Origin of the sequence: Salinimicrobium catena (assembly GCF_900102915.1) — a bacterium.
Taxonomy (GTDB): domain Bacteria; phylum Bacteroidota; class Bacteroidia; order Flavobacteriales; family Flavobacteriaceae; genus Salinimicrobium; species Salinimicrobium catena.
This window is the reverse complement of the sequence record NZ_FNGG01000009.1, coordinates 34,593-54,050: the sequence shown is the minus strand read 5'-3', so window position 1 is coordinate 54,050 and position 19,458 is coordinate 34,593. Positions and strand designations below refer to the sequence as shown.

Annotated in this window: 21 protein-coding genes; 5 read left to right on the top strand and 16 right to left on the bottom strand. The window is 45.3% G+C overall.

The annotated features are described in order from the left end of the window. Positions 1 to 90: 90 nt before the first annotated feature. Positions 91 to 705 carry a class I SAM-dependent methyltransferase gene (locus BLS64_RS13235; protein WP_093114149.1) on the top strand — a complete coding sequence of 205 codons (615 nt, stop codon included), beginning with the start codon at positions 91 to 93 and terminating at the stop codon, positions 703 to 705. Between the two features lie 31 nt (positions 706 to 736). On the opposite strand, the gene BLS64_RS13230 is transcribed toward BLS64_RS13235, so the two are convergent. From BLS64_RS13230 to BLS64_RS13210, 5 genes are all read right to left on the bottom strand, one after another. Then, positions 737 to 1,579 (bottom strand): DUF1206 domain-containing protein, encoded by an 843-nt coding sequence (locus tag BLS64_RS13230; RefSeq protein WP_176763482.1) that lies wholly within the window; start codon positions 1,577 to 1,579, stop codon positions 737 to 739. 150 nt (positions 1,580 to 1,729) lie between these two features. Then, on the bottom strand, positions 1,730 to 2,857 hold the full coding sequence (locus BLS64_RS13225) for a sensor histidine kinase (RefSeq protein ID WP_093114074.1): 1,128 nt from the start codon (positions 2,855 to 2,857) through the stop codon (positions 1,730 to 1,732). A gap of 197 nt (positions 2,858 to 3,054) precedes the next feature. Continuing rightward, a complete protein-coding gene (locus tag BLS64_RS13220; protein WP_093114075.1) occupies positions 3,055 to 3,672 on the bottom strand; it encodes an SOS response-associated peptidase in 618 nt (205 codons plus the stop codon). A gap of 48 nt (positions 3,673 to 3,720) precedes the next feature. After that, positions 3,721 to 4,083: a hypothetical protein gene (locus BLS64_RS13215; protein WP_093114077.1), complete on the bottom strand. Its 363-nt coding sequence runs from the start codon at positions 4,081 to 4,083 to the stop codon at positions 3,721 to 3,723. 241 nt (positions 4,084 to 4,324) lie between these two features. Further along, positions 4,325 to 5,722 (bottom strand): DUF4932 domain-containing protein, encoded by a 1,398-nt coding sequence (locus BLS64_RS13210; protein ID WP_093114078.1) that lies wholly within the window; start codon positions 5,720 to 5,722, stop codon positions 4,325 to 4,327. 394 nt (positions 5,723 to 6,116) lie between these two features. Between BLS64_RS13210 and BLS64_RS13205 the strand changes: the two genes are divergently transcribed. The 3 genes from BLS64_RS13205 (at position 6,117) to BLS64_RS13195 (ending at position 10,180) form a co-directional block, all read left to right on the top strand. After that, complete coding sequence (locus tag BLS64_RS13205; RefSeq protein ID WP_093114080.1) at positions 6,117 to 6,614, top strand: hypothetical protein; 498 nt, start codon at positions 6,117 to 6,119, stop codon at positions 6,612 to 6,614. A 141-nt stretch (positions 6,615 to 6,755) separates the two neighbouring features. After that, on the top strand, positions 6,756 to 9,800 hold the full coding sequence (locus BLS64_RS13200; RefSeq protein WP_093114081.1) for a PAS domain S-box protein: 3,045 nt from the start codon (positions 6,756 to 6,758) through the stop codon (positions 9,798 to 9,800). Then, a complete protein-coding gene (locus BLS64_RS13195; RefSeq protein WP_093114083.1) occupies positions 9,800 to 10,180 on the top strand; it encodes a response regulator in 381 nt (126 codons plus the stop codon). Before BLS64_RS13200 ends, BLS64_RS13195 begins: the two co-directional genes overlap by 1 nt. Position 10,181: 1 nt before the next feature. On the opposite strand, the gene BLS64_RS13190 is transcribed toward BLS64_RS13195, so the two are convergent. The 6 genes from BLS64_RS13190 to BLS64_RS13165 all read right to left on the bottom strand — a co-directional run bounded on the left by BLS64_RS13190 (position 10,182) and on the right by BLS64_RS13165 (position 14,799). Next, the gene (locus tag BLS64_RS13190; RefSeq protein WP_093114084.1) at positions 10,182 to 11,108 is read right to left on the bottom strand and encodes a glycerophosphodiester phosphodiesterase family protein; all 927 of its coding nucleotides are present in this window, start codon (positions 11,106 to 11,108) and stop codon (positions 10,182 to 10,184) included. Positions 11,109 to 11,190: 82 nt separating this feature from the next. Beyond that, positions 11,191 to 11,925 (bottom strand): porin family protein, encoded by a 735-nt coding sequence (locus tag BLS64_RS13185; protein WP_093114086.1) that lies wholly within the window; start codon positions 11,923 to 11,925, stop codon positions 11,191 to 11,193. 160 nt (positions 11,926 to 12,085) lie between these two features. Next, positions 12,086 to 12,844 carry a porin family protein gene (locus BLS64_RS13180; protein ID WP_143019324.1) on the bottom strand — a complete coding sequence of 253 codons (759 nt, stop codon included), beginning with the start codon at positions 12,842 to 12,844 and terminating at the stop codon, positions 12,086 to 12,088. A 62-nt stretch (positions 12,845 to 12,906) separates the two neighbouring features. Then, the gene (locus BLS64_RS13175; RefSeq protein ID WP_093114089.1) at positions 12,907 to 13,131 is read right to left on the bottom strand and encodes a hypothetical protein; all 225 of its coding nucleotides are present in this window, start codon (positions 13,129 to 13,131) and stop codon (positions 12,907 to 12,909) included. A gap of 71 nt (positions 13,132 to 13,202) precedes the next feature. Then, positions 13,203 to 13,454: a hypothetical protein gene (locus tag BLS64_RS13170; RefSeq protein ID WP_093114091.1), complete on the bottom strand. Its 252-nt coding sequence runs from the start codon at positions 13,452 to 13,454 to the stop codon at positions 13,203 to 13,205. Positions 13,455 to 13,530: 76 nt separating this feature from the next. Then, complete coding sequence (locus tag BLS64_RS13165) at positions 13,531 to 14,799, bottom strand: 3-deoxy-D-manno-octulosonic acid transferase (RefSeq protein WP_093114092.1); 1,269 nt, start codon at positions 14,797 to 14,799, stop codon at positions 13,531 to 13,533. An 86-nt stretch (positions 14,800 to 14,885) separates the two neighbouring features. On the opposite strand from BLS64_RS13165, the gene BLS64_RS13160 reads away from it, so the two are divergent. Beyond that, positions 14,886 to 16,019, top strand: a complete 1,134-nt coding sequence (locus BLS64_RS13160) for a DegT/DnrJ/EryC1/StrS family aminotransferase (RefSeq protein WP_093114094.1) — start codon at positions 14,886 to 14,888, stop codon at positions 16,017 to 16,019. Between the two features lie 71 nt (positions 16,020 to 16,090). Here BLS64_RS13160 and fabD read toward each other — a convergent pair whose 3' ends face one another. From fabD to BLS64_RS13135, 5 genes are all read right to left on the bottom strand, one after another. Beyond that, on the bottom strand, positions 16,091 to 16,972 hold the full coding sequence (gene fabD / locus BLS64_RS13155; RefSeq protein ID WP_093114095.1) for an ACP S-malonyltransferase: 882 nt from the start codon (positions 16,970 to 16,972) through the stop codon (positions 16,091 to 16,093). Positions 16,973 to 17,062: 90 nt separating this feature from the next. After that, positions 17,063 to 17,563 carry a pyridoxamine 5'-phosphate oxidase family protein gene (locus BLS64_RS13150; protein WP_093114097.1) on the bottom strand — a complete coding sequence of 167 codons (501 nt, stop codon included), beginning with the start codon at positions 17,561 to 17,563 and terminating at the stop codon, positions 17,063 to 17,065. Positions 17,564 to 17,655: 92 nt separating this feature from the next. After that, the gene (locus tag BLS64_RS13145; protein WP_245693474.1) at positions 17,656 to 18,510 is read right to left on the bottom strand and encodes a fructosamine kinase family protein; all 855 of its coding nucleotides are present in this window, start codon (positions 18,508 to 18,510) and stop codon (positions 17,656 to 17,658) included. Beyond that, positions 18,500 to 19,015, bottom strand: a complete 516-nt coding sequence (locus BLS64_RS13140; protein ID WP_245693472.1) for a dihydrofolate reductase — start codon at positions 19,013 to 19,015, stop codon at positions 18,500 to 18,502. Before BLS64_RS13140 ends, BLS64_RS13145 begins: the two co-directional genes overlap by 11 nt. Continuing rightward, entirely contained in the window at positions 18,996 to 19,445 is a 450-nt protein-coding gene (locus BLS64_RS13135) for a 2TM domain-containing protein (RefSeq protein WP_093114099.1), read from the bottom strand. The genes BLS64_RS13140 and BLS64_RS13135 overlap by 20 nt, the downstream gene beginning before the upstream one ends. Between the last annotated feature and the right edge of the window lie 13 nt (positions 19,446 to 19,458).

Sequence of the window (19,458 nt, the reverse complement as noted above, 5' to 3'; positions counted from 1 at the left end):
AATGATACTCCGGCAGGAAAATTTGTAATTCGAAGGTCAGTGTCAAAAAAGGAAGAAAAAATAAAAAAGCCCTGGCCCACAAAAGATGCCATGGCGCAGATCTATGAAAAGAACCTGTGGGGTGGCAATAAATCGGAATTCTACTCCGGGTTGGGCTCGCATCATCCTGAAACAGTTGATCCATATTTAGAGGCAGTGTCGGCTTTTTTAAATGGTCTTGAGACTCCGCCCGTTCTTTGCGACCTGGGTTGCGGGGATTTTAATGTTGGTAAAGAACTGGTAAAGTTCTCCAAAAAGTATATCGCTGTAGACATAGTGCCGGAGCTTATAGCGCGTAATCAGAAAGAATTCATGGCAGATGATCTGGAATTCCGGGCTTTGGATATTGCAAAGGAGGAGTTGCCTTCGGGAGACTGCGCGATCCTGCGACAGGTTTTTCAGCATTTATCTAATCCGGAAATAAAAAGCGTGGTAGAAAAATTATACGATTTCAAGTATGTTATTCTGACCGAGCATTTGCCGGAAGGTGATTTTGAACCCAATAAGGATATTGTTTCGGGGCAGGGGATCAGGTTGAAAAAACAAAGTGGTGTGGATCTTTCAGCCTCACCTTTTAACTTCAGGGCCAAAGAAGAAAAAAGACTACTAACCGTTCCATCTCCCGGGTTTAAAGGGGTTTTGGTAACAACCTTGTATAAGAATTGATGAATGCGCAAACCGGGAGGCTAGACTATCTTCAGCCTTTCTGCGGATGAAAATTGGGATCTGAAGGATCGTTATCCAGGTCATAGGTAATACCCAGGGCAAACATGAATAAACCGTAGCAGATAATGCCAACGGCGACTATCGCAAAAGGGATCTTGCCGATGTGGTCCCCAATAAAGTTGAAGGCCTTATCAGTGTTGACCACATATTCCGAATCATTAAGAATGCCCGATTTCATAAAGAAGAAGCCGATGATGCCCAGGATGATTCCGCGGGCCACATACCCGGTAAAACCCAGGAAAAAAATGGCAGCTTTCTTTTTCCCGTTGAACTGTACGATATCAAGACGCTCCCTGTATCCCCGGGTAATTCCGTAGAACAATTGCACTGCGGCAATAAGAGCTATCAGCACGCCCAGGCTAACAACCAGCCATTTGCCCCAGTCGTAATCGAGCATGTTAGCCGTCATTTCCCTTTTTTGTTCAGGGCTGCCGTCTTCAGAATAACTTGCAGAACCTATTAAAACAACCAGTGCAGAGTAAGCGATAAAGGCATCGGCAAGTGAGCTGAGGCCGATCCCGGTACGACGGGCCAGTCCTTTCCAGCCATTTCCATACTTATAGGGATCACGAAAGGATTCATATAGTCGCCAAACGATATAACAGAGCATTCCCAGCAGGATGGACCAGATGACAATTTCGCCTCCCGGCAGGTCGTTCACATAAGCAAGAAGACTGTTTTTGGAAGCGCCACCATCCTTCAGCCTTAGTAGGGAAAGGATTGCGATGATCCCAATGGCCGTATAGATGAAGCCGGTGGAAATGCAACCCAGAATAGGAAAATATTTGAGGTATTTTTTCTTCGCTTTTTTCACGCGGAATAAGGACTTTTCCTGAAAATAAAGATTTTTTCTTTTTACGGCTGAAGATCCGGGTAAAGTTTGTTCATGGTTCGTTTTACAGATCAACGAAAATTTCAGCATTAGCCGTAGAAGACCATTGAGCTAACAGACCCGCTCCTAAACTTAATTGCCTGGCTTAAGCGGGAGTTTTACCGTAAAAGTTGTTCCTTCTTTCCTGTTGCTTCGTACATTTATTGTACCGCCGTGTCCTTCGACGATTTCCTTAACAATCAGTAAACCGAGCCCATAGTTCCTTCCATTGCCCGTTCTTTCGTCACTAGCTGAAAATCCTGTGTTAAAGATCTTCTTCTGAACTTCCTCAGAAATGGGCGAATCATGATTGTGAACGGTTAAAAGCGCCTGATCTTCTTCTTTTGAAAGTTTGACATATACCTTGCCTCCCGGCTCCCCGTCTCCTATCGCATTTATAATGAGATTGCTCACCATCTGCTCTATTCGCAGGATATCCCATTCTCCTTCTACCGGTTGAGGCGCATCAAGAATGATATTAGCTTCAGGATAGCCCAATTGAACTTCATGCACTATTTCTTCAAGTCGTTCCTGAAGGTCTGAATTCGATCTTTTTATGTTCATCCTGGTTCCTAACCTCAGTTCGGTCAACTCGAGAAGATTGTCAATTAATTCCGTCATGCGTTTTATGCTTGACCGGGATAAATTAAGGGCCTTTTCTTTTTTGGTTTTGTCATCTGTGAGGCTCAGAATGGCATTGGCTCCCTTGACGGCAGCAATGGGATTACGGAGGTCATGGCCCAATATTCCCAAAAACAGATTTTTGCTTTCATCAAGTTTAGTCTGGAAACGTTCGAGGGAAATCATCCAGATCTCATCTATGGCTTCATTGAACCTGATCATGTCGTAAAAATCTGCTTCCCAGTTCTCTTTTCTGCTCTTTTGGGCCCACAGGCGAAGAACACTTGCCCGCAGTGCGCGGAACTCCGAACTCAGCTGCATAAAATCAAATCCGAAATCCAGTCGCTGTTCTCCATGAGCAGTAGCCGCTTCTGTGTCCTGGAACGACATTTCCTTATTGCCCATGGATTTTTTTTCCTGCTCATCAGCTGTTTGTGAAGATTCCATGTCATTTGAGATCCTGTCAAGAATTTCCTTTACATGATCGGTCACCTCTTCCAGGTCCATCTCGAAAGTACGGCTGATATTATTTTGAGCGTACCTGATCCACTCCTGGGTTATTTCATCCTTATTTTCCTGAATAAAATGTGATAATTTCATAGATCGCAATTTGTGGGAAATTACCCATTTTTGATCAAATTAAAACTTCCCTGCCTTAATTTTATAGGTAAAATTATTTCTACCACTGCTTTTCAAAGGGCTTCCCCGGCATCCGGACAAAATTCTGAATAGGATCTTAGAGGGAAGTATGGTACTCTAATCATGGAAGGTATTGTACCGTTTTGGTTTATAAAAAGTCAGATCTTAGTCGCTTTTAACGGCACCTCGTACGGAAAGGAAAATCGGGAGATCTCAGTTCCGCTTATCCATTTTGCCTGATCCTGCTTATGTAAGATCACCGGCATTCTTTTTTTATTGTTGTGGATCTCGCTCATCAGCTCATTCGCTTCGGTGGTTAAAATAGAGTAGGAGTTGATAAGCTCATCAGTATCCGGATTTCTCCAGGAGGAATAGATGCCTGCAAAGGTGAATATTTCCTGGTCCTGGACTTCCAAAAGGTGTTTTTGTTTGCTTTTTCCCTTCGGGTCCAGCCACTGCCATTCGTAATAACCGTCTGCGATGATAAGGCAGCGGTTAGTAACAGCATTGCGAAAAGCGGGTTTTTTTTCGGCCGTTTCGATCTTCGCGTTGAGGGTCATTTTTCTGATCTTGTCATCCTTCGCCCAATGTGGGATGAGGCCCCAGTGGAACAGCTCGATCTCCCCCGGGTTCACATCTGTTATGACCGGGGTGGTCGAAAAGTCAAAGGCATTGATCTCTTCCTGCGGAGTGTAGGCTTCAGGCTCAATAAAGGGCGCATTGAAGGTCTTTTCGATCTCCTTTATACGGGAATTAAGTTTGGTCCTGTAGCACATGGCAATAGTTTATTGCTCTAATTTAGTGTTTTCTGAAGTTTTTTAAACTCAGTTTCTCTTATTAGCTAAGATGCTTTGCAAGTCGAAAAGGACCTTCTTCCAATCTACAGTTGGGTTGTGAAAGGGATTTTTTCTTTTACTTTTTGCTGAGTGCTTATTTACAGCTGCAAGGCAGGCCGGGTCCAGAGCGAAATTCCGAAATACCAATCTGCGGACTTCCAGAAATGCCTCTACCTGATCATTGATCTCCTTTACCCGTTTTAGGTCGTTTGAGCGCCATTTCTTAAAAGCAAAAGTTTCAATGGCATGGTATTGCTGCAGGTTCTTCTTTTGCAGTTTTTCGGCTTTAGAAGTTAAGACTTGTCCCATGCAGTTAGTGGTCAGGAAAAAGAACAACAGGAAACACTTCATGATCGGTTAGTTTTTGAAAATGAAACATTTATTAAAACAGGGGAGGAGGGAACAGCAAAACGGGAGGGAAGGGAATCAGCGCATAATATAAAATACTAAAAATCAGCTAATTAAAAAAAGTGTTTTGATGTTTCGGTGCAATGCATGGTAAAAATAAAACCCGTCAACCATAACGGTGACGGTCTGAAGCAAGTAGAAATTCAGTGCATTAAAAAGATCGAATGCCGTTTATTTGAAAAGGCTATTTCGTTTTAAAATTGATCTCTACATCCTGGTTTGGAGATTCGGCTGAGGTTTGTGGTGAAAGGCCTATCAGGATGAACTGGTACTCGGTATCTTCTTTTAAAACCCAATCCAGGATCACCGTCTTTCGGTCTTCACTGTATTCCATATTTCGGAAATCGGGAAATTCTTTCCCGTCTTCTCCGGGCCTTATGAAGTCCGCGCCTGCAAAGGGTTTGTCAAAGTGGATGCTAATGCTCGCAAGAGCGGGATCCACCGCGGTATCTCCGTTCCTGAATTCCCCAAGGGATTGGAAGCGGGCTTTTTCCCGGTCAGCTGCTTCAGCCCAACTGTCGATGTTCCCGGCCCAGTGATCATAAGCCTTTGCAAGTTGCGGGTAATAGCTTTCCAGAGTAGGGTACTTTTGCCGCTGCCGGTCGTATTTTTCAAGTTCGGTTACTAACTCCCTTATCCAGATAAAGCCCCGGTTCAGCTGTTCGGTTATCTCCTTTTGGATCTCCTCTTCGGCATACCCATGATCTTTCATGTATTGGATGACGGCTGCCCTTACCAGGGCCTCGTTCAGCACGGTTTGCCAGTTCCCATAGCCTCCGCGTCTCATTTTCTCTTTGACGGTTTCATAGATGATCTCTCCATTTTTTCTGAAGGGTGCCGGGTCATTGTTCAGAAGGTAATTGACAAAGGAATGGTTGAACTCGTGGAGCAGGGTAGGAAAATGACTTTCGAGGGTGTAGGCCGCCATTCCTGTAGTATCGGTCTTCCAGGTACCCATAATGGCATATACCTCCCTTTCCCCGTTCGGCAGATCAACCGACCGCCCATAATTTCCCCCGCCATTTCCCGGGGCAATGACGATCCCAAACTTCTCGTTGGGTTCTTTTCCGTAGAATTTTTTGTACCAGCCCAGGTCCAGGTGTTCATAGACCGGCAGAAATCGGTTGCTGATCTCTTTATATAATTTCTGGTTTTCTGTAAAAAACCTTTCAGAATCGGTCTCCGAATAAAACCTTTTTAAAAGGCCTGCGAATTTCAGTGCGTTCTCTTTCCCCCAGCGTTCATCGGGAACAGTTTCAGTAAAAGCCACTTTTGGGTTGAGAGAATCATCAAGATGGATGGCCATGCTCATCACCGCGTCATAACCCACCCCGTGCTTCTCCCTTAGCTCCTGCGCAAATTCAATTAGTGCGTGGTCTTCATAAGGGGCATAATATTCTTCGATCCTGCTGGTGTAGAGCTTGAAATTCTCTGAACTGTATTCACTGTTCCCGGCCAGCCTGAAGACGATGCTCAATAACTCTATTCTTTTATCCACTCCCGGCTCATCCAGGATAGGTTTGTGTTGACAGGTTGAGAAATGGGTTACCAATAGCAGTACTGCAGTGACAAGGATCTTCATGATTGATTTTTTTAGATGGTTTTTTTAAGGACAAAGAAAAAGGTCACTTGTTACAGTTCTTAGTAAAGCTGGTTTTAAAAACTGGGGGAAAACCCCCATTGATAGCGGTTCATTGCTTTGGTAATTTAATTCCACTTTTCCCCTCGAAGTCTAATCATTAAAATCTTTTTCTCATGATCAATGACTATAGCCGGGTGTGGAAGTCGCTTGTTCTGGTGTTCAGCGTGGTATTGGCGGTTTACATCGTGCTAAAATATACCTCTTAAGTCTTTTCTTTCTCTGCTGCGGAAGGGCTTGTTCTCTTAACATTTAAAGAATTTTTAACAGGGTTGGCGGGTATTTGACCCCTTTGCTCTGTTTAGAAATTCTATTTTTGGCTTATATTATTTCAGGTATGGCAGAGAGCAAAAAATGGAAACGGCATCCAAAGTTCAGAGATCTACGCATCAGCAGTGACGGGTCAGATTTTCTGCTGAACGATAAGTTGCTCAGAATAAGGGATCACAAGATCAAGAACGGCAAGATCCTTAAAGTGGTGATGATCAACAGGACCTACTATTCTGTTCCAAAACTCATCCTGGAAACCTGGGGCCCGCCGAAACCTGAAGACGGGCGGCAGTATTTTGCCATGTACAGGGACGGCAATAAGGAAAACCTGTATCCTAAAAACCTTTATTGGGGTACCCAGCTCATGAATAAGGAGGATCTTTTTGAGCGGGACCTGAAGCTGAGCCGGCTTACCAAAGACCAGACCTACGAGGCCTTTGAGCGTAATCAATACCGTGGAGAATCCATCGCTTCCATAGCCCGGGACATGAAGGTTTCAGACATGGCCATTCACCGGGCCATCAAAAGGATCAACAGGAAGGTGAAGGCAAAAGAAGAAAAGTAGCAGGCTAGTCTTTGCTCATCACAAATAAAACAAACCAATATTCCAACTGAGTCTTTGCTCAAAGCATCAGGTTAGCTCGGTAAAATTACCTACTTTAGAGATTTTCATTTTAAATTTCACAGAATTATAGAAAGCGATACAATGGGGAACTTTTCCCGCGAAAAAGAGGGGCAAGAATTATCTGCAGGTGAGCTACAGGCCGCGGCACTTGCCAATAGCGTAAGGGAGCCCGTGCTGATAGTAGATCAAGACCAGAAAATTATTGCAGCCAACCAGAATTTCAACAGTCTTTTCGGGTTTGAAAAGGATGAGGTCTTAGGTCTGTCCGTTTATTCTCTTAATGACCATGCCTGGCACCTTTCAGTCTTAAAGGAGTTGCTTGAGGAGGAACTTCCGCAGAAAAAGCAGGTGCAGGATCTGGAAGTGGTCTATGACCTGGAGTACTTCGGAAAATTGACATGTCTTGTGAATGCCACCCTGCTCGAAACAGGAGGAGAGGTTTTTTCAATGCTTACTTTTAAGCCGCAGATAGCAGGACACAGTAGCATCAGCCAGGAACTCGAATACCTGAAAACCGTGAGGGATGTGTTGATGAAGGCGCCTGCCATAATTTGCAGCCTTAAGGGTCCTACCCATATTTTTGAGATCGCCAATAAAAAATACTGTGAACTTATCGGTCAGGTAGATATCCTGGGTAAGCCCATAAAAGAAGTGCTGCCCGAGATAGAAGGACAGGGGTTCATCGATATTCTTGATGAAGTGTTTCGCACGGGAGAGATTTACATTGGGCATGAAAAGCCTGTTTCTCTGGAAAGTGAAAACGGGCAGGTTACGTCTTTCCTCGATTTTGTTTATCAGCCTTTAAAGAACGAGAAAGATGAGATTACCGGCATTTTCGTACATGCAGTAGATGTGACCGAAAAAGTGCTGGCCAGGAAAAAGATCGAAGAGAGCGAAAGTGAACTGCGCAATATAATGGATACCGCCCCGGTGATCATCTGGATAAGCGATGAAAATAATCAAAATGTTTATCTAAACCGAAAATGGTATGAATTTACCGGCCAAACCAAAGAGGAATCCTTTGGGATGGGTTGGGTGGAGGCCGTTCATCCTGAGGATAAGCTGGAGGCCGAAAGCCGATTTGTGCAGGCTATAAAAGAAAGGACCTCTTATGAGAACTTCTACAGGTTGCGCACTGCGGTAGACGAATATAGGTGGATGTTCAACCAGGGAAGCCCAAAATGGGACAGGGAAGGTAATTTCTGCGGAATGGTTGGCGCTGTGGTCGATGTACATGAAGAAGTCACCAAAGGGCAGCTGGTAAGGGAAAACGAACACAGAACCAGATCAATCGTGGAAGAGGCCACGGTGGCCACCGCCATCTATACAGGTCTTGAAATGAAGATAGAGCTGGCTAACGAAGCCATGATCAATCTTTGGGGTAAAGACCGTTCTGTGATAGGCAAGACCTTACGGGAATCCCTTCCCGAGCTTGAAGGCCAGCCTTTTTTCCAGCTGCTTCATGATGTTTATACTTCCGGCAAGACCTACTACGGGAAAGAAGACCGGGTTGACCTCATGATAGACGGGGAGATGCAGACGGGATATTTTAATTTCACCTATAAGCCTTTGCGGAATGAGCAGGGGGAGATCTATGGCATCCTCAATATGGCCATGGATGTGACAGAGCAAAGACTGGCCAGGAAAAAGATCGAGGAGAGCGAACGGCGATACCAGGAGATCATTCATTCCTCTCCGGCTTTGATCGCCACCTTTGAGGGACCCGATAATATAATAAAGATAGCAAATGACGCCATTTTAGAGGCCTGGGGTAAAGGAAAGGATGTAATAGGAAAACCTTTCTTCGCTGTGCTCCCCGAACTGGTAGAACAGGGGTTCGAGGATATTATAGCACATGTCTATGAAAGCGGGGAACCTTTCAGTGTTCATGAAATGCCGGTAGACCTCGTGAGGTATGGGAAAAAGGAAACCCTGTACTACAATTTCGTTTACTACCCCCAAAGGGATATCAACGGCAAGATTACGGGGATAGTAGATATTGCTACCGAAGTGACCCCGCAGGCGATCCTTAACCAAAAGATCAAAGAAAGCGAAAGCCACTTTAGGCAAATGGCCGACCTGATGCCTGAGAAAGTGATCAATACCGATGTCGAGGGCAGAGTCCTGTTCTTTAATCAGCACTGGCTGGGATATACCGGTTTGAGCAGTGAAGAACTCACCGAAAAAGGCTGGACTTCAACCATTCACCCCGAGGATATTGCCGCTTACCAGGAACAATGGGAGCGGGCTTTAAAATCTGGGGAGAACCTGGACATGGAAATAAGGCTGAAAGACAAAGAGGGTGAGTACAAGTGGCATCTAAGCAGGGCAGAGGCCATAAAGGATAAGACCGGCGCCATAAAAATGTGGATCTCTACCAATACTGATATTCATCGTTTGAAAGAGGAGGAGAAGCGAAAAGAAGACTTTTTAAAGGTAGTAAGCCATGAGCTCAAAACTCCTGTTACCTCTATAAAGGGTTACATCCAACTGCTGCTCGCCATGCTGAAGTCGGCACAGGATAAGAAGGTGAGCGCACTTCCTTTGCAGCCCTCGCTTGAAAGGATAGACCACCAGGTGGGTCGGCTTACCCGGCTTATTTCTGAAATGCTTGACATATCGCGGATCGAAGAAAACAAGCTGGAAATGCAGAAGGAGATCTTCAGCATTAACGAACTGGTGACCGAAACTGTTCAGGATATCAAATATACGAACACCCAGCACAAGATAGAGGTGACCCATTACTCCCACTGTCTGGTAAACGCCGATAAGGACAGGATTGGTCAGGTGTTGATCAATCTAGTTACCAACGCCATTAAATACTCTCCCGAAAGTCAGGATGTGGAAATTACCATTCAGGAAAAACCGGCAGGCAAGGTGAGGGTGAGCATCATAGATCATGGAATAGGAATTGATAAGGAAAATCACGTTAAGATCTTCAAAAGGTTCTTTAGAATAAGTGAAGAGGATGAGGATACCTATTCCGGGTTTGGAATAGGGCTCTATCTTACCAATGAAATAATAGAGCGTCACGGTGGCGTGGTAGAAGTTATAAGTGAAAAAGGGAAGGGGTCTGAATTCAGTTTTATCCTGGATACGGCTACTCAAAAAGATACGGAAGAATAATGAAAAAAAACGCGAGAATACTGGTTGTAGATGACGATTCAGGTATTGGGGAAATGCTCAAGACCCTCCTGGAATTCTACGATTTTAACGTGACGGTAACCGAACAACCCGATGAGACCGAAGAATTGATCGCTCAGCACGACATTGACCTGGTAATGCTGGACATGCTCATCTCTGGAGTGAACGGTACTGATGTTTGCGCCCGATTGCGACAAAATGAGGAGACCAGGGATATTCCGGTATTGATGATGTCTGCCCTGCACGACGCGGGAGTGAAATGTAAAAATGCCGGGGCAAATGATTTCATTGCCAAGCCTTTTGAGATGGACGATCTCATCTCCAGGATCAATAAGATCCTGGAAGAGAGTCAAACAGCTTAAATTATTTTTTGGCAGTTGCAGTTTCCTGCCTGAGGATTTCCAGGGCTCTTTCGGGATAATCGGTAATGATCCCGTCAACCCCCTTTTTAAGCATTTTTCTGATCTTTCTTTTCCTGTTCACGGTCCAGGGGACAAGCTTCATGTTCCCGGTCTTTACGCTGTCTACAAATTTGACGCTCTTGATCAGCTTATGCCGGGGGCTGTAGTAATCTGGCTTGAAATCGAGGAGCGAGAGGTTCCTGTCAATACCTCCCTTTGAGACCAGGTAGGAGATCCTTACCTGCGGATGATCTTTATGCAGCTGATTGAGGAAGTTTGGGTCAAAGGACTTGATGACGGTGCGTTCCTCAACGCCTTTGTCTTGTATCACGTTCATGACCAGCCTGGCGAATTCGGCAGGTCCCGGCTGAAACTTGTGGTAATTTTTAGGACCTGATTTGACCTCTACCCAGTATTCTACAGGCTCCTTTCCTGTTTTGGAAGTGAAGGCTTCAACGCTGTCAATTACCTCCTCTAAAAGAGGTTTGTAGGAGCTTATCTTTTTTTGCTTCGGAAAGTCTTTGTTCTTCTTAAGGCCGGCTTCAAATCTTTTGATGGTTTCATAGTCCATCTCGTAAAAATTATATTCCAGCTGTTTCTTTTTGGGAATAGGATTCCCCTGTGGGTCGAGCATGTAATGTGAGGCCATATAAGGCTCATGGGAGACCACTACTTTTTTGTCGGCTGAAATGACCACATCCATTTCCAGGGCGCCTGCGCCTTTTTCTACCGCGCTTAGGAATCCCGGGATGCTGTTCTCGGGAAAGTTCCCGGCATCTCCCCGGTGCCCTATGACCATTACTTCCTGTTTCACATGGGTGTTATTGGACAGAGAGCAGGAAAAGCTCCCGGCAAATATACCCAGTGCCAGTAAATGAAGGAGTTTCATGCATTGCGGTTCTTTCCTTTAATTTAAGAAATAAAAAAAAGCCATTCTATCGAATGGCTTCTGTATTTGTTTCAATTTTTTCTTAGTAGCAATTTCCGCCTCTTCTTCTGCGGTTCTGCATGTCAGATCCGCCAATTTTGAAGGTGACGTTCACCTTTACCAGGTCTATGGCAGAATCTTCGTAGTAGGCGCGATTGACTCCATAATCACCATGGACAAAATTAAGGCTTTGAACTTCTGGGGTGGACAAGGAATGTTCATAACGTAAATCGACTCCAAAACGACCAAACTCAGCCTTTATTCCTACCTGCGCATTGACCGGGCTGTTCTGTACCACGACCTGATCCAGATCTTCTTCTCCTTCAAGCGTAGAATCCATGATACTCGAATACACAGGACCTGCATAAATATCCAATGGTCCCCAGATATTATATCCGGCTAACAAAGGAATATCGAGTTTTTGTACCGAGTGTGAAGCAGCCTTGAAAGGTTCATGATATTGTGTAGGAAAATTGGGAAAATCGATGGTCCTTTCAATGCTGTTGTATACCACTTCAGGGCGTACGAAAAACTTTCCGAAATTCACCTGTCCATATGCTCCGAATTGGAAACCCATTTCTCCTGACCCTTCGGCTGTTCCGTTCCAGTAATTTGGAGGACCGTCTGGCTGGCCGTTGGTGGTACCCGATCGTTCTCCGCGAATCACTCCTCCCATGGAGTAGTTCACTCCGCCTTTTAGGCCATAACTGTAGGTTTGTGCAACCCCTGCAAAAGAAATTCCCAGGATGAAAAGCAGGCTAAAAAGTATTTTCTTCATAGTTGGTTTGTAGTTCTGTGGTGCTTGTTACAAATAAAAAAGAATTTCACTACTTATAACGGTCTAAAGTCCAAATAATTTTAGAAGCAGCTATATTTCAGTGAAAAAAGATACTACTTTTCCTGTAAACTTAAAGAAAAATCCTACTCTTAACCTCCTCTTAACGTGTTCTGCGTCGCCTGCTGTAACTGTAGCCGCCTCTTCTTCGGCCTGTGTCTTCACCAGTGTTGAACTTGTAGGTAAGGCTCAGGATGATCTGGCTTAGCCCTGCTTCTTCTACGGTAGCCACGTTTATGCCGCCTTCCTCTCGTCCTATGGTAGAATTCAACATATCCACTCTTTCGGGGTCAGAACCCGCCAGACTGTATTCGTAACGCAGATCAAGGCCTAACTGGTTGAATTCACTTTTCAAGCCTATTTGCAGGTTAACAGGAACCGAAGGTTCATTAAGACTGCTCCCTTTGATCCATATGTTCTCCTCCTTTTTAATGATGGTGGCTTCCTTATATTGAAGTTCATTGCTGAACATTGGGGAATATACCGGCCCGGCATACAGACCGGCAACATTGCGAATGTTGTAGCCGATCAAAAAGGGCAGGTCCAGTTTCTTTATGGAATAGACCGAGCTTTTGTTTGGGAAAATGAATTCAGACTGAATCGAGGTATACACTACTTCTGGACGTAAGAAAAAATCTCCGAATCCAACTTCCAGGAAACCGCCGCCGTGGTATCCGGTTTTGGTCTGACCCTGAGAGGTGCCTGTCCAGTAGACATATTCGCCGTTCTCTTTAAAAGATTCGCCGCGAATTTGTCCACCGTTCGAAAAGTTCGTGCCGGCCTTTAAGCCGTAGGTAAAGTTTTGGGCGTTGCCCAGCGTTATCCCCGTAAGGATAAGCAATGAAGTTAAGTAAAGTTTCATAAGATTGGGGGGTTATCTTATTCGGTCTTCCTTTTCAGGAAAAAATATGCAGCAGTTTATTCTTACTGCTGTATCTGGTCATCGGTTTCGTGGATCTCTTCATCGATCTCCCGTTCTACCTCTTCGGCACCCTCTTCTATCTTTTCAGCCGCGCGTTCGGTACCTTCTTCAATATCCTCTCCAATGGCTTCAAGGGCATCCTCGGTCTTTTCTTCGGTGGTTTCCCTGCAAGAGTAGGTGGAGAAAGCAAATCCCGCCAGGACAAGGCTTAAAAACAACTTTTTCATGATGTGTAGGTTTTAAGGTAAAAAAAAGCCATAAGAATTCCTTATGGCTTTAAATTTAATGAAAAATGCGATTACTGCATATCATCAGTTTCATGAGCTTCTTCGTGTACTTCTTCTTCGATCTCACCTTCCATTTCTTCTCCGGCTTGTTCCATTTCTTCACCGGTTTCTTCCATTTCTTCTTCCATTTCTTCTCCTGTGGCTTCCATGTCTTCACCAACAGCTTCTACAGCTTCTTCGGTTTTTTCTTCGGTAGTTTCTCTACAAGAGTAAATAGATAAAGTGAATGCGGCTACAAGTAAGCTTAAAAATAATTTTTTCATGGTAGTATGTTTAATTAGTTAAGACAAATTTAAACTAATTTTTAAATTTCCAAAGAAGTCTTTGAAGAAACTGTATTTAGGAGCGTTTTGTCCTGTTGCCATTTTCCACGGAAGCAGTCTCTAAATAATTGATTATGATCCCGGTGGCTCCTGTGTTGCTGTTCACATAATGTCCGCAGATCATCCCTGTGCTCTTTCTGAAGTTTTCATCTTTTGCCAGTTTGCCAAGTATGGCAGAAAGTTCTTCTTTATCTGCAACAGAGAACAACCCTGCCAGCTGCTGAAGTTTGATGGCTTCGGGGAATTTGGAAAAGTTCTTTCCAATGATCACAGGTACCCCGAAAGTTGCCGGCTCCAAAATATTGTGTAACCCGGTATTTCCTGCCGCCCCGCCCACGTAGGCAATGTCAGCATAGTTGTAGAGTTTTGTGAGCAGCCCAATGGTATCCACGATCATCACGCGGTATTCCTCAAGGTTCTTTCCCTCTTTTTCTGAGAATAATACGGTGCTCACCTCCAGTTTTTCCCGGAGCGACCTGATCTTTTCAGGTTTAAGGGTATGCGGGGCGATCATGAACTTCACCTTTTCGGGAGCCGAATTGAAATAATCCACAAGCAGGGCCTCATCCTCTGGCCAGGTGCTTCCGGCTACCACACACAATTCGTTATTTTTGAACTCTTCAGCAAAGTCCAGTTCATTGTTCTGGCTTAATTGATCAGAAACACGATCAAACCTGGTGTCGCCGCTCACCGAGACATTTTCAAACCCTATAGAATTCAGCAATTCCTTCGAATGCTCGTTTTGTACAAAAAAGTGTCTGAAAGTATTCAGCGACTTCCGCATCCAGCCGCCATAGCTCTTGAAAAATGACTGGTCTTTTCTGAAAGCCCCCGAGACCAAAACTGTCGGGATCTTTTGCCTGGAAAGCTCCCTGAGAAAATTGGGCCAAAACTCGTATTTAACGAACAGCGCCCACTCGGGATGTACCAGCTCCAGGAACTTTTTAGCGTTTTTGCGGGTGTCGATAGGCAAATATACCACCACATCGGCAAGTGCGGAGTTCTTCTTTATCTCATACCCCGAGGGGGAAAAGAATGAAACCACGATCTTATGTTTGGGAAATCGTTCCCTGACGGCCTCTATCACCGGTACGGCCTGCTCATATTCTCCCAATGACGCGGTGTGGAACCAGATGGTTTTATCTGAAGCAGATACCTGCTCTTCCAGGTGCGAAAAAGTCTTCTTTCTGCCTTCTACGGAAAGCTTCATCTTTTCGCTGAAAATTCCGCTTACCGGAAGCAGCTTTTCGGCAGTATTGACCAGGATATCGTAGAGAAATTGCAAAGTAGTTGGTTTGGGTGCTAAAATAAGAAATTAGCCTTGGGATAAGGGGCTTTCTTTGTATTTTCGTACCTCTTGAACAAAACACTATGAAAAAAATTCAAATGGTTGACCTTAAGGGTCAATACGATAAAATAAAAGAGCAGGTTAATTCTTCCATGCTGGAAGTTTTGGATACCACGGCCTTCATAAACGGGCCCGAAGTTCATGCTTTCCAAAAGGAACTTGAGGATTACCTTAACGTAAAACATGTAATTCCCTGTGCCAACGGTACAGATGCCCTGCAGATCGCGATGATGGGGCTGGGGCTCAAACCGGGTGATGAGGTGATCACTGCCGACTTTACCTTCGCGGCTACCGTTGAGGTTATTGCTTTATTACAACTTACCCCTGTACTGGTAGATGTGGATAAGGATACCTTTAACATAGACCCCGAAGCCATCAGGAAAGCCATCACTCCAAAGACCAAAGCCATAGTTCCCGTACACCTTTTTGGACAGACGGCCAACATGGAGGAGATCATGCAGATAGCCAAGGAGCACAATCTTTATGTGATCGAGGACAATGCCCAGGCAATAGGAGCGAATTACCATTTTAAGAACGGGGAAACCAAAAAAGCCGGCGCCATTGGTCACGTGGCTTCCACTTCATTTTTCCCGTCAAAGAATCTTGGGTGCTATGGAGACGGCGGTGCCATTTTTACCAATGACGATGACCTGGCGCACACCATCAGGGGGATCGTCAACCACGGAATGTATGAGCGGTACCACCACGATGTGGTGGGGGTGAATTCCCGACTGGACAGCCTGCAGGCAGTGGTTTTGCGCGCAAAACTTCCTAACCTGGATTCTTATAATTCAGCCAGGCAGGCAGCGGCGAAAAAATATTCCGAAGCATTTAAAAATGAAGAGAATATTGAGGTGCCGTACACCGAAAGTTCAGAAGACACCCATGTTTATCATCAATACACGCTAAAGATCCTTAATGGGAAAAGGGATGCGCTGGTGAAGCACCTGAACGACCACGGGATCCCATGCGGAATTTACTATCCTATCCCGCTGCACAGCCAGAAGGCCTATAAAGATGAACGCTACCGGGAAGAGGATTTTCCGGTGACCAATCAGCTGGTGCAAGAAGTGATCTCCCTGCCAATGCATACCGAGCTGGATGAGGAACAGATCGATTTCATTACAAAGACGGTCAAAGAGTTTGTGAACTCATAGTTATAGAACCCAGCAGTAAAATAAAAGCCGGATGATCTCTCATCCGGCTTTTTTATCATTTAGTGACAGCGCTAGAATTCCGCGGAGCTCACTTCTGCATTTCTGTCGATCTTTTTTACAAGTCCCTGTAATACCTTTCCGGGGCCAACCTCAATGAATTCGGTTGCGCCGTCCTTGATCATGTTTTGAACGCTCTGGGTCCATTTTACCGGAGCGGTAAGCTGGAAAATCAGGTTCTTCTTGATCTCTTCAGCGTTAGTCACCGCAAAAGTGGTCACGTTCTGATAGATCGGGCAAATTGGAGTGCTAAAGGTAGTTTCTTCTATGGCAGCTGCCAGTTCTTCCCTTGCCGGCTCCATCAACGGGGAATGAAAGGCCCCTCCTACCGGAAGGATCATCGCCCTGCGGGCACCTCTTTCCTTTAGTTCCTCACAGGCTTTCTCCACCGCAAGCTGTTCCCCCGAAATAACCAACTGGCCGGGACAGTTATAATTCGCCGCTACCACGATCCCCTTCGTATCTGCACAGATGGCTTCTACCGTAGAGTCTTCCAGGCCAAGCACGGCAGCCATGGTAGATTCCTCAAGTTCACAAGCGTGCTGCATGGCTAAAGCCCTTTTGGAGACCAGTTTTAAACCGTCCTCAAAATCCAGCACCTTGTTAGCTACCAGGGCAGAGAATTCACCCAGCGAATGACCGGCAACCATATCGGGTTTGAACGAGTCACCCAAGACCTTGCTTAAGATAACTGAGTGTAAAAATATAGCCGGCTGGGTAACCTTGGTTCTTTTAAGGTCATCAGCTGTTCCGTTGAACATGACATCGGTGATGGAAAATCCCAGGATCTCGTTTGCCCTTTCAAAAAGTTCTTTTGCAAGGGGAGATTTCTCATACAGGTCCTGTCCCATTCCTTTGAATTGCGCGCCCTGTCCGGGAAAAATATATGCCTTCATTTTGTAATATTTTAGGGAGCAAAATTAGTAAAATAAAAAAAACCTAATAACATTGTCGGTTACCAGGTTAAGTATCTTCAATCTTGGGAATTACAGGTCGAGTTTTCCTTTTTCGCCAATGTCCTGTTCGTTGCCGGTAATAGCCCCGACTCCCATTTTTAGGAGGGTCACGTACTTGTTCATTTTTGTGTCCCAGTAATATGCCTCCTGTGGTTTTACCTTTATCGCCGTAAGATTAGGGTCATCCAAACCACTGAAGTAGTTCTCATCGGCTTTATTATAAAGGTCTTCCAAAATGCTTTTTTGAGTGGTGATCTCGGCTTCTCCGTACACGCTCAGGTATTCCATGTCAGACGGTTGGCTGTAAAGCAGCTGCACGTCATTGTTCTTCAAAAGGTCGTTATTATGGTCGCTGTTTCGCAGGCTCAAAAACCAGATATTTCCTTCCTTGTCCACTTTTTTTGAGGTCATGGGCACCGCACTCACCGGTTTCCGGTTAAAGCCGGTGATCATCATGGCGATCTTAATATCGTCGACCAGTTCCCTTAGTTTCTTACGTGATTCTTCTTTATTCAGTTTTTCTGTGCTCATAATAATTTTTTTGGTAATTCATTAAATATAAATGAATTAGCCTTGAAGGTTCACTAAAGAACTGCTAAAAGATACAGGGAGGCTGTTAAGTTTTACCGGTATTGCCGCAAGATCTCCTTTACCTGCGGAAGGTAACTGCTTCCAAAAATGTTCAGGTGTACCAGGAGGTAATACAGCTGCCATAGAGCAACGCGCTCTTCAAAATTCGGTTGCAGCGGAAACAGCTCATTATAAACCGAAAAGACCTCTTCCGGAAATCCGCCGAAAAGTTTCATCATGGCCAGGTCCATTTCCCTGGGTCCGTAGGAAACGGCAGGGTCGATAAGGCAGGGCAGTCCCCGTTCATTGACGATATAATTCCCGTTCCAAAGATCCCCATGGAGAAGGGCAGGGGTTTCCTCAGGAATGATTTTAGAAATGGTACTAAAGAATTTCTCCAGTCCGTGGAAGGAGTACCCGGCGTCAAGTGCCATTTTGAACTGGGGTTCCAGCCGCTCCAGAATGTAGAATTCCGCGGCTGAAGGCCGGTGGTGGTTGTATTGCGGCAGACTACCGATGTAGTTGGGGCCGTGAAAACCAAATTGCTCCCGGCTGGTGCTATGTAAGGCGGCAAGGTCTTGCGCAAACCGGCTCCAAAAGTCGGGTTTTTGAGGGGTCGCTTCCCTGTACTCCAGCAAAAGGTAATCGTGACTTGCCGTTTCTCCCCGTCCCAATACTTCCGGAACGTCTACTGTGTTGCTGTTTTTCAGTTCCTTCAGGCCTTCTTCCTCTGCCTTGAACATTTCCGGATACTTTCCGGACCTGTTCATTTTCAGCACCTTTTTTCCTTCCGAAGAGTCCAGCCTGTACACCTTGTTAATGCTTCCGCCGGCAAGCATGTCTGCACCCGAGAGGTTAAAACCCTCTTTTCGGGCTATTTCCTGTATGGCTTCCTGGTCATTTGGCACGCCGGTAGGTTAGATAAGTAAAGGAGTAGTTATGATTTTCGTCGGTAGGGTGAAAAGAAGATTCCACCAGTTCCCAGTTGTTCTCATCGAACTCCGGAAAGAAAGCGTCGGCTTCAAAAGTGCCGTGTACACGGGTGAGTTCTATCTTGTCGGCCTCTGGCAATGCCAGTTCATAGATCTCCCCGCCGCCAATAATGAAGGGTTGCGGGTCGTCTTTTGCCAGGTCCAGGGCCTCCTTCAGCGAATGCACCACTATGGCGCCCTCTTTTTGGTAGTTCTTTTTCCGGGTAATGACGATGTGGGTGCGGTTAGGCAAGGGCTTTGGGAAAGTTTCAAAGGTCTTCCTGCCCATGATGATATGGTGGCCGGTGGTTAGCTTTTTAAATCTTTTAAAATCATCGGGCAAATGCCACACCAGGTCATTGTCTTTTCCCAAAGCATTGTTTTCGGCAGCGGCTGCGATCATTGTAAGTTCGGCCATGGCACTATGAGTTGAATTTGGCATTTGGGTCAATGGGTTTGTTCTTCACCGGCGGAATATAGGGCTCGTCCTTTTTTGGAAGCGGGTGATCCCTCTCCACCTTACGCTGCAGTTCCTCGATCTTTTCACGTTGTCTGGCCACCAGTTTTTCTACCTGTCGGTTCTCCCAGTCCTTTCCAAAGAACCTGTTGGTGACAAACACATTGAAAACGTGAATGAGAACGATGAGGAACCAGAAAATAATTGCCCATACAAACCAGTCGATCCCAAACGGTCTTATGTCCTGCCCAATATTGAATAGCACGTTCACCAGGATAAGGACGACAGATCCTATTAGAAAGACGATAAAATGCTGGTACAAACGCCTTTTTTGACGCGCGCGCTCCTGGGCCCTTTCAATGAGTTCCCGCTGCTCGGGATCTATTTTAGAAGAACTATGTTTTTTGGTTGGCATAATAAAAGTTATT

Coding starts and splice junctions, on each gene's coding strand:
- BLS64_RS13235 (WP_093114149.1), top strand. CDS start 91: ATGGCGCAGATCTATGAAAAGAACCTGTGGGGTGGCAATAAATCGGAA.
- BLS64_RS13225 (WP_093114074.1), bottom strand. CDS start 2,857: ATGAAATTATCACATTTTATTCAGGAAAATAAGGATGAAATAACCCAG.
- BLS64_RS13220 (WP_093114075.1), bottom strand. CDS start 3,672: ATGTGCTACAGGACCAAACTTAATTCCCGTATAAAGGAGATCGAAAAG.
- BLS64_RS13215 (WP_093114077.1), bottom strand. CDS start 4,083: ATGAAGTGTTTCCTGTTGTTCTTTTTCCTGACCACTAACTGCATGGGA.
- BLS64_RS13210 (WP_093114078.1), bottom strand. CDS start 5,722: ATGAAGATCCTTGTCACTGCAGTACTGCTATTGGTAACCCATTTCTCA.
- BLS64_RS13205 (WP_093114080.1), top strand. CDS start 6,117: ATGGCAGAGAGCAAAAAATGGAAACGGCATCCAAAGTTCAGAGATCTA.
- BLS64_RS13200 (WP_093114081.1), top strand. CDS start 6,756: ATGGGGAACTTTTCCCGCGAAAAAGAGGGGCAAGAATTATCTGCAGGT.
- BLS64_RS13195 (WP_093114083.1), top strand. CDS start 9,800: ATGAAAAAAAACGCGAGAATACTGGTTGTAGATGACGATTCAGGTATT.
- BLS64_RS13190 (WP_093114084.1), bottom strand. CDS start 11,108: ATGAAACTCCTTCATTTACTGGCACTGGGTATATTTGCCGGGAGCTTT.
- BLS64_RS13185 (WP_093114086.1), bottom strand. CDS start 11,925: ATGAAGAAAATACTTTTTAGCCTGCTTTTCATCCTGGGAATTTCTTTT.
- BLS64_RS13180 (WP_143019324.1), bottom strand. CDS start 12,844: ATGAAACTTTACTTAACTTCATTGCTTATCCTTACGGGGATAACGCTG.
- BLS64_RS13175 (WP_093114089.1), bottom strand. CDS start 13,131: ATGAAAAAGTTGTTTTTAAGCCTTGTCCTGGCGGGATTTGCTTTCTCC.
- BLS64_RS13170 (WP_093114091.1), bottom strand. CDS start 13,454: ATGAAAAAATTATTTTTAAGCTTACTTGTAGCCGCATTCACTTTATCT.
- BLS64_RS13160 (WP_093114094.1), top strand. CDS start 14,886: ATGAAAAAAATTCAAATGGTTGACCTTAAGGGTCAATACGATAAAATA.
- fabD (WP_093114095.1), bottom strand. CDS start 16,972: ATGAAGGCATATATTTTTCCCGGACAGGGCGCGCAATTCAAAGGAATG.
- BLS64_RS13150 (WP_093114097.1), bottom strand. CDS start 17,563: ATGAGCACAGAAAAACTGAATAAAGAAGAATCACGTAAGAAACTAAGG.
- BLS64_RS13140 (WP_245693472.1), bottom strand. CDS start 19,015: ATGCCAAATTCAACTCATAGTGCCATGGCCGAACTTACAATGATCGCA.
- BLS64_RS13135 (WP_093114099.1), bottom strand. CDS start 19,445: ATGCCAACCAAAAAACATAGTTCTTCTAAAATAGATCCCGAGCAGCGG.